Source organism: Rouxiella sp. T17 (assembly GCF_036663475.1).
Lineage (GTDB): Bacteria > Pseudomonadota > Gammaproteobacteria > Enterobacterales > Enterobacteriaceae > Rouxiella.
The window spans coordinates 314573-322625 of record NZ_JAWUEA010000042.1 but is presented as its reverse complement, the minus strand read 5'-3'; the positions used below and the strand labels follow the sequence as shown (position 1 = coordinate 322625).

Genomic DNA, 8053 nt, shown 5'->3' with positions numbered 1-8053 from the left:
TGGATGCTTCATAATGGTAACCCTTCAGATTCTGGAAGTGTCCAGGATCTGGGGTTCAGTGCAGTCGCTCGCCCCTTGAGAATCCCAAGCTTTTTATCCACAGTTGCAACTGAGGGCTGAAAAAGTGAGATCTTTCCAGATGCCGCAGCGCGTGGCGTAGGTCGCGGCGCTTCGCGCTTCCTTCGCTACGTTCACAAGCCAAAAACGTCTTGTTCACCTTCGCTCAGCGCTGCCCTGATACCGCCAATCACAGCTCAAAAGAAAAAACGGATACTTTTCAGCGGTCAAGGGCCGACTCCTCAACCAACTAGACTCTAAAGAGAAACCGAATATTTTTAAGCGGTCAAGGAACGATTAGTCAGGTTTGGTTTAAATAATCAGCAACATCAGATAAAAAATCAGGAAAAACTCAGATGACAATCATCAAAAATAAGAAAACTATTTTGCTGGCATCTCAAACAAACAAATTTATTATTTATTAGAGCGATCGGTCCTTGACCGCCTAAGAGTTTCCGCACTTGCTTTAAGTGCTGTAATTGGCGGCCTTAGGGCTGTGCTGAGCGGAGAGGCGGGAGACGTTTTTGGCTCCCGCCCGAAGTAAGGGGACCGCAGAGCGGCACGACCAACGCCACACGCAGTGGCAACTGGAAAGATCTACGGATTTAGTCCTCAAGTTACAGCTGTGGAAAAAAAGCGCGGGATTCTCAAGGGTGTTCGCTTAGGAACATCCTTGAGGCGGTCTGCGCCGCCGCGCAGTAAGCGAAGCGCATGCAGTTGCAGTTGCAGTTGCAGTTGCAGTTGCATTTGCAGTTGAACTTGAGTCTAAAATTTTTGATTTAAGGGAAAGTTTGCCCCAAGATTTCCAAATCTTTCACCGCCAAGTTCGGTCTAACTTAACAAGCCCATTAGTTAAGGGGCTCGAATTTTAGGTTGCTCAAGGGCTGAACCTTATCTTCTCTCACCATCTTGTAAGAGGTCCCCGTCCCGATCCATTTATCCCAAATCTTGTCGATTTCACCCGCGTCATCCATCGCCTTAAGGCTAGTATTCACCTTGGCTAACAGTGCAGGTTCGCCCTGCTTCATGCCGATGCCGATAGGCTCAAGCGCCATCGGGAATGAGGTCATCGCGAGGTCAACACCGCCCTTTTTCGCCTGCTCAATCATCTTGGTAGCCGTCATGGTGTTAGTCACAAAGCCAACAGATTTGTTCTGCTGCAAGGCGAGATAAGCCGATGCCGTGTCCTGGAACGTGATTGCCTTGGCGCCAGCCAGATAAATAGACTGTTCCGAGGTCGTGCCTTTAGTAGCGCTCAGGCGTTTGCCTTTAAAGAAAGTGATTGGCTCGGCTGCGTTTTTCTCTTTCACCACCAGCATCTCTTTAGCGACGTAATACGGGTCGCTGAACTGAATCTGCGAGGCGCGCGTTTTTGTGTAGGCAAGGTTGGCGATAAGTACGTCAACGCGACCGGTAGTCAGCACGGGAATGCGCGCCTCAACGGAGGTAGGCATCAGGTTTAATTTCAGGCCCATTTGCTTAGCCAGCGCGGTACACAAATCAACATCCATGCCCACCAGCTGACGGGTTTGCTGATCGGGTGAAGAAAACGGCGGCACGTCAGAATATACGCCACAGTTTAGCTGGCCGCGCGCCTGAATATCAGACAGCGCATCAGCGTTTGCCGCTAAAGAAGTCAACGCCACTGGCGCGAGCAATACGGATAAAGCGAGTTTTGTGATTTTCATGCTTTTGATATTCATAAAGAACCCCGAAAAGTGTCAAAAATTTAAGTGACAGCGTCACGCTTGAATTTATTAGCCGCTATGAGTTTATTAACTGCAACAAGTTCATTAGCCGTAATGTGTTTTGTAGCCGCAATGTATTGGTTAACTGTAAGCAACTGCTTTCCGTCACGAAGCTAAACGGTTTGCCGTTCTAACAATTAACCCAATACCTTCAAGGATTAATGCTGGCGCAAATCGCTCAGGAATCGCTGCGCGCGAGCATGGCCGGGCTGAGTAAAGAAGCGCTCCGGCGGGGCTTTCTCGAGAATTTTCCCTTCATCCATAAACCAAATAGTGTCAGCCACTTCGCGAGCAAAATTCATCTCGTGCGTCACGCACATCATGGTCATGCCTTCCTGCGCCAATCCGCGCATCACGCTCAACACTTCTCCCACCATTTCGGGGTCCAGCGCGCTGGTCGGTTCGTCAAACAGCATCACCGGCGGTTTCATCGCCAAAGCTCGGGCGATCGCCACGCGCTGCTGCTGTCCGCCCGAAAGCTGTAACGGATAGGCTTCGGCTTTGTGGGCCAATCCGACGCGTTCAAGCAACGCCATCGCCTCTTTTTTAGCTTGCGAACGACGCACGCCTAGCACTTTCATTGGGGAAATCATCACGTTTTCCAGCACCGAAATATGCGGGAAAAGATTGAAGTTTTGAAACACAAAACCAATGCGGGTGCGCAGCTGATTCAGACGCGTGCTGGTGCCATTAATGTCATGACCTTCAAACAAAATCTGGCCATTTTGAATGGGTTCAAGACGATTAACCGTGCGGATTAGGGTGGATTTTCCCGAGCCGGACGGCCCGCACACTACCACCACTTCACCCGTGCGGATCTCTGCACTCAGGTCAGTCAGAGCCTGATATTCGCCATACCATTTGTTGACCTGGTTAAACATAATAAGCGGGGTCATGACTGCTCCTTATTGAGAAATTTCAGGGGTTAACGCGGCTGTAGGTGTTGACGCCTGCGCCCCTTGATGTTTTGTACGTTGCTGGGCAATGTGCTTCTCCAGCCTGTTTGCGAGCCAAGTCAGACTGGCGCAGATGATGTAATAACTCAGCGCGACAATCGCAAACACCTGAAACGGCTTGGTTAACAGCTGGTTACTGACCTGATTGGCGGCAAATGTCAGCTCTTGCACGTTAATCACATAACCCAGCGTACTGTCCTTGATAATCGAAACCAGCTGACTAATCAGGCTCGGCAGCATGTTGTACAGTGCCTGTGGCAAAATAATCAGTCGGAAGGTTTTGAAATAGCTCATGCCAAGCGCGCGTGAGGCCTCATATTGGCCCGAAGGCAGTGCCTGAATGCCGCCGCGCACAATCTCGGCAATGTAGGCGCTTTCGTAAATCACCAGCGTACAGGCCATGGTGGCGAAACCGTTGATGTCGTGACCCAGCAGCATCGGGATGCAGAAATAGGTCCAAAAAATCACCATCATCAACGGGATACCGCGAAACACGTAAACCCACACCGCAGACACCGCGCGCACGGATTTAAACGGCGAGATGCGCGCCATCGCCAGCGCAATGCCAATCGGAAAGGCAAACAGCATCGCGACAATCGACAGCAGCAGCGTATTTGCCAGTCCACCGAGTGCGCCGTGCGGATATTGCCCGACTAAAAACAGCATCCAGTATTGATGAATAATGTCGAAGAAATCAGACATGGCCGCTTACCTCGCCATAGCGCGTTGAAAACGTTTGGCGATTAATGCGCCGCCGCCCATCAACAGCAGAGAGAAGAACAGGTAAGCCACTGAGGCCACCAGATAAATTTCAAAAGTTCGGAAGGTCTGGTTTTCGATTTCACGAGTGACGTAAGTCAGCTCCGCCACGCCTATAACCATCGCTAAGCTGGTATTTTTGAACAGTAAAACCGTGTGATTGATTAACGAAGGCAGCGCGTTACGCAAACCCTGAGGCAAAATAATCAGCCGCATCGACTTGATATAGCTCATGCCAAGCGCCCGCGACGCCTCAGTTTGTCCGGCAGGTATCGCACGCAAACCGGAGCGAATATCTTCGGAGAAATAGGCCGCCTGACAAAGGCTTAGCGCGATTAACGCGAAGATAAACTCTGCATTTTGGTCGTTTATCCAGTCCTGCAACGCTTCCGGCAGCAGGGTTGGAATGGCGAAATACCACATCATCAGCTGTACCAGCGTCGGCACATTACGATGATAAGAGACATAAATGCTGACCAGCGCGACCGCAATACGTTTCTCCGACAGGCGAATGACCACCAGCAGCAGCGCCAGGATCATGGCGAGCAGCCATGCGCCCACCGCCAGCTTCAGCGTCAGCTCGATGCCGTTGATCAGCAAGTCGCCATATTGGCCCTGCACCACCGCAGTTATATCAAAGCCATTTTTCACTGCTGCCATAGCGTCCTCCTGTCAGCGAATAATTCAGAACCATACTTAACGCGGTTCGCCTGGGCGCATGGTGGAAAGTCCACCGGGTACCTGAAGCGTTGGGGTGATTTCAATGTTGCCGATATTCACGGCGACCGGCATGGCCAGCGCGAAGGCGACGGTATCGGCGATATCTTTGGCGGTTGGCAACTCAAAGCCATCAATAAACTGCTTTTTCGCGCCCTCTTTGTCTCCCGAAACGTTACCGAAAATATCGGTCGCCACGCGGCCCGGGCAGATTTCTGTTACGCGCACTCTTTTGCCATAGCAATCAACGCGCAGCTGGCGTGAAAGCGCGTGGACACCGGCTTTGGTGGCGTGATAAATCGAGTTGCCGCCGAAGTTATAAATCGCGGCAATAGAGGTAATGTTGATGATGTGGCCGCAATCGCGCGCCATCATGCCCGGCACGGTTAAACGGCAAAGGTGCAGTACGGCGCGCAGGTTGACGTCGATTTGGGTGTCGATATATTCAGCTTTAGCGTCGGCAATCGAGCCTGGATGCGAAATACCGGCATTATTAACCAGCACGTCGACCTCGATTTCGCTGCACAGGCGGGTTAACGCGTCGATATCGCTGACGTCAATAACATGAGGAATGCAGCCGGTACGCTCGGCCAGCGCCTTGAGTTCGCTTTCGCGACGCGCAACGGCGTGAACGGTCAGGCCTTCGCGGCACAAACGTTCGACGATTGCTTCACCCATTCCTGCGGAAGCGCCAGTGACCAACGCGGTTTTATAATCTGAAAACGGCATAACCTTTCCTCTTAAAAAGTGCTCTCTTTAACTGTGCGGCAATCCCTTTGGAAGCGGCTTGCGGTCAGTATAAATCGAATGTAACGACTAATCTTTCGAACGGATAAGACATAAAGGGTGTGGTGCAATAAGGCCCGCTTATGTCTATTTATTTAACCAATACAATCTGGTTATTTTCTCGCTAGAGTCTGGTTGTTTTCTCGCTAGAGCCTCGTTAGTTAACCAATAAAGTTTGGTTATTTTGCCGACAGCGGCTGGCGTGAAATCGGCCTGATTTCACAGCCGGGCGTCTGTTCTATCTCTTCTCGAATCTGTCGGGCCAGCGCGACAGCGCCTTCGGTATCGCCGTGCAGCAGAATCGACGACACCTTCATCGGCATGATTTCGCCTTCAATGCTGGTTAATGTGCCGTCGAGCAGCCACTGGCGAACCCGCGCTCTTACTTGCTGCGGGTCATGAATCACTGCCCCTTCCGTGCCGCGCCTTACCAGCATGCCGTCGGCGTGATAAGCCCTGTCGGCCAGCAGCGTGCGCGCCACCGTCAAGCCCAATTTCACGGCGCAGCGTTCTACCGCATTGCCCGCCGTGGTGCTGATAATCATAGTTGAATCAAAGAATTGCACCGCGCGCAGCAGCGGCATCGCCAGCGTTTCGTCTTCGGCTGCCATGTTACCCAGCGCGCCGTGAAAACTCATGTGCGTCAGCGGATAATCGGCAATGCGGGCGAAACCGGCGAGCGCACCTAGCTGGTAAACCACGTAATTCGCGAGGGTTGCGGTATCGATTTGCATCCGGCGACGACCAAAACCCATCAGATCAGGAAAGCCGACGTGAGCCCCTAAATCGATCCCCAAGGCTTTGGCGCGCGCCACGCTTTCAGCCATAGTGCATGCGTCTCCGGCATGAAAACCGCAGGCGATATTGGCCGAGCTGATAATGGACATCAGCGCCTCGTCGTCGGCGATGCGATAATCGCCAAAGCCTTCGCCAAGGTCGGCGTTTAAATCAATAAAACGCATCGGACGCCTCCTCAAGCAGGCTGCTGGAAAGTTGCGGTTTGATTGAAAACAGCACCCGACCGCGCCCAACCTGCTCGCCCTGCACGGCTTTAATGTCGATAACTTCGCCGTCCTGTGGGCTACGAATCGGCATCATCAGGTCGCCAAGTTGTAGAAAGCCGAGGCAATCGCCCGCTTTAACCTGCGTACCACATTCGACGGCAGGTTTTTCCTGCATTGGATGTGTGGCCCAAAACTGCCCTTTTTTCAGCGCCTTGATCGCAACAGGCGGCAGATTTTCGGTCCGCTGGTGCCCGTTGAAGCCGCGTTCATCATCACAACGCAGACGCAGCGAAAAGCCTTTGCCATTGATCTCGATGTTGCCCATGCCGCAAGACTGCATCTGACGGGCAATCTGGCGTATATCATTAATTGCTATCATCTTTTCACCCCTTCACGCCTGGAGAAGCTGTCTAATCTGTTTATCGACCTGAAGCAGATACTCTTGCTGGGTCTGCCACGCCTCGCGTGCCTGTTCGAAATTGCATTCGACAAAACGAATCCGGCGACCCGGCGGAATTTGGCCCAGCAGCCATAAATCGGCTTCAATGACCGTAGCAAACTTGGGATAACCGCCGCTCGGTTGGGCATCGCTCATCTGAATGATCGGCTGGCCATTGTGCGGCACCTGAATGACGCCGGGCACGATGCCGTGCGAGCGCATCTCCATAGTTTCCAGCGCGACCAGCGGCTCACCTTCGAGGCGATAGCCGTAGCGATTGCTCTGCGGAGTAATTTTCCACTCTTGCTGCCAAAACCGGCTGCGCGATTCGGCGGTATAGGCCAAATGTTCGCCCGCAGGCAGCACGCGCACGGGCTGAACCTCGGCTGAAAGCTGGGCAAATTTCAGCCACGGCGAGGCGAGACCCACGTCGGTTTTCACGGCGCGCGTTGGCTCGGCGGCGGCAAGGCGATCGCCCTTTTGTAATCCGCGACCTTCAAAACCGCCAAACGCACCGCGCAATTGGGTGCTGCGCGAACCCAGCACTTCCGGCACGTCTACGCCGCCGGGAAGATGCAGATAGGCCCGGGCTGAATGGCGCGAAGCCTTGACCGTCAGCGTCTGCCCGGCCTTGGCCTGCGCGACCCACCACGGCGGCAGCACGCAGTCATCGAGCAAAATATCGCCGTCGTTACCACTCACCGCAAAGGCGCAGTCTTCCAGAAAACGCACGCGAAACGGAAACAGTGGAATTTCAATTGCCGCCGCGCCCGCCTCGTTGCCAAGCAGCAGATTGCCAAGCTGCAACGCCAGCGGATCCATCGCTCCCGCGCGCCCTACGCCGTAATTCAGACAGCCACTGCGCCCCAAATCCTGCACGCTGGTGAGCGCCGTCGTTTTTTCAATTTCAATCATGACAGCACCTTTTCGACTGTGAAGCGCAGGCTGTCGCCGGGACGTAACATCACCGGCGGCGAGGCTTTGGCATCAAAAAATAGATATTCTGTATGGCCGATGGTGTTCCAGCCACTCGGCCCCGCTGACGCCGAAACCCCCGTTTGCACGCCGCCAATCGACACCGCGCCGCCCGGAATGCTCATCACCGGCGTTTGTCGGCGCGGCGTGGCGATTGAAGGGTCCATGCCGCCCAAATAGCAGTAGCCGGGATGGCTGCCGAGCGCGTAAATCGGATACAGCGGCTCGGCGTGACGGCGCACAATTTCGGCAATGCTCAGGCCGGTATGCTCCGCGACGTCGCAAATGTGCGGGCCATATTCACCGCCGTAATACACCGGCAGTTCAATTACGCGGCCCTGCAAGGCCTGCGCGTCGCCACGCTGCCATTCGTTTAACAACGCGTCATATAACGGCGCAAGTTCCTGTGGCGGCTGGTGAAAGGTCAGCATCAGGTTATTCATCCCCGGCACGGCTTCGGCCACCAGCGGCCATTGTTCAACCTGCGTCGACAGCGCCCAAATGCGTTGCTGATTCTCTAAACCTAGCGCGCCGGGTGCTTCGAATAACATGGCGCGGCTGCCTAACTGGCTGATAACCGGCTCTTTTACCGTTTCTATCGACATTGTAATT

At 53.7% G+C, this 8053-nt stretch carries 9 protein-coding genes; all 9 read right to left on the bottom strand.

All coding sequences use genetic code 11. The features are described from left to right. Positions 1-905: 905 nt before the first annotated feature. The gene (locus tag SC206_RS22035) at positions 906-1760 is read right to left on the bottom strand and encodes an ABC transporter substrate-binding protein (RefSeq protein WP_442976154.1); all 855 of its coding nucleotides are present in this window, start codon (positions 1758-1760) and stop codon (positions 906-908) included. A gap of 203 nt (positions 1761-1963) precedes the next feature. Then, positions 1964-2701, bottom strand: coding sequence for an amino acid ABC transporter ATP-binding protein (locus tag SC206_RS22030; RefSeq protein ID WP_332740870.1), 738 nt, complete (start codon positions 2699-2701; stop codon positions 1964-1966). A gap of 9 nt (positions 2702-2710) precedes the next feature. Then, entirely contained in the window at positions 2711-3463 is a 753-nt protein-coding gene (locus SC206_RS22025) for an amino acid ABC transporter permease (RefSeq protein ID WP_332740867.1), read from the bottom strand. 6 nt (positions 3464-3469) lie between these two features. Then, the gene (locus SC206_RS22020) at positions 3470-4180 is read right to left on the bottom strand and encodes an amino acid ABC transporter permease (RefSeq protein WP_332740865.1); all 711 of its coding nucleotides are present in this window, start codon (positions 4178-4180) and stop codon (positions 3470-3472) included. A gap of 36 nt (positions 4181-4216) precedes the next feature. After that, the gene (locus SC206_RS22015) at positions 4217-4966 is read right to left on the bottom strand and encodes an SDR family oxidoreductase (protein ID WP_332740863.1); all 750 of its coding nucleotides are present in this window, start codon (positions 4964-4966) and stop codon (positions 4217-4219) included. Positions 4967-5202: 236 nt separating this feature from the next. Further along, entirely contained in the window at positions 5203-5985 is a 783-nt protein-coding gene (locus SC206_RS22010; RefSeq protein WP_332740861.1) for a LamB/YcsF family protein, read from the bottom strand. Next, on the bottom strand, positions 5972-6406 hold the full coding sequence (locus tag SC206_RS22005; RefSeq protein ID WP_332740859.1) for an acetyl-CoA carboxylase biotin carboxyl carrier protein subunit: 435 nt from the start codon (positions 6404-6406) through the stop codon (positions 5972-5974). The genes SC206_RS22010 and SC206_RS22005 overlap by 14 nt, the downstream gene beginning before the upstream one ends. A gap of 12 nt (positions 6407-6418) precedes the next feature. Next, positions 6419-7381, bottom strand: coding sequence for a biotin-dependent carboxyltransferase family protein (locus SC206_RS22000; RefSeq protein WP_332740857.1), 963 nt, complete (start codon positions 7379-7381; stop codon positions 6419-6421). Continuing rightward, complete coding sequence (gene pxpB / locus SC206_RS21995) at positions 7378-8046, bottom strand: 5-oxoprolinase subunit PxpB (RefSeq protein WP_332740855.1); 669 nt, start codon at positions 8044-8046, stop codon at positions 7378-7380. The genes SC206_RS22000 and pxpB overlap by 4 nt, the downstream gene beginning before the upstream one ends. Positions 8047-8053: the final 7 nt, after the last annotated feature.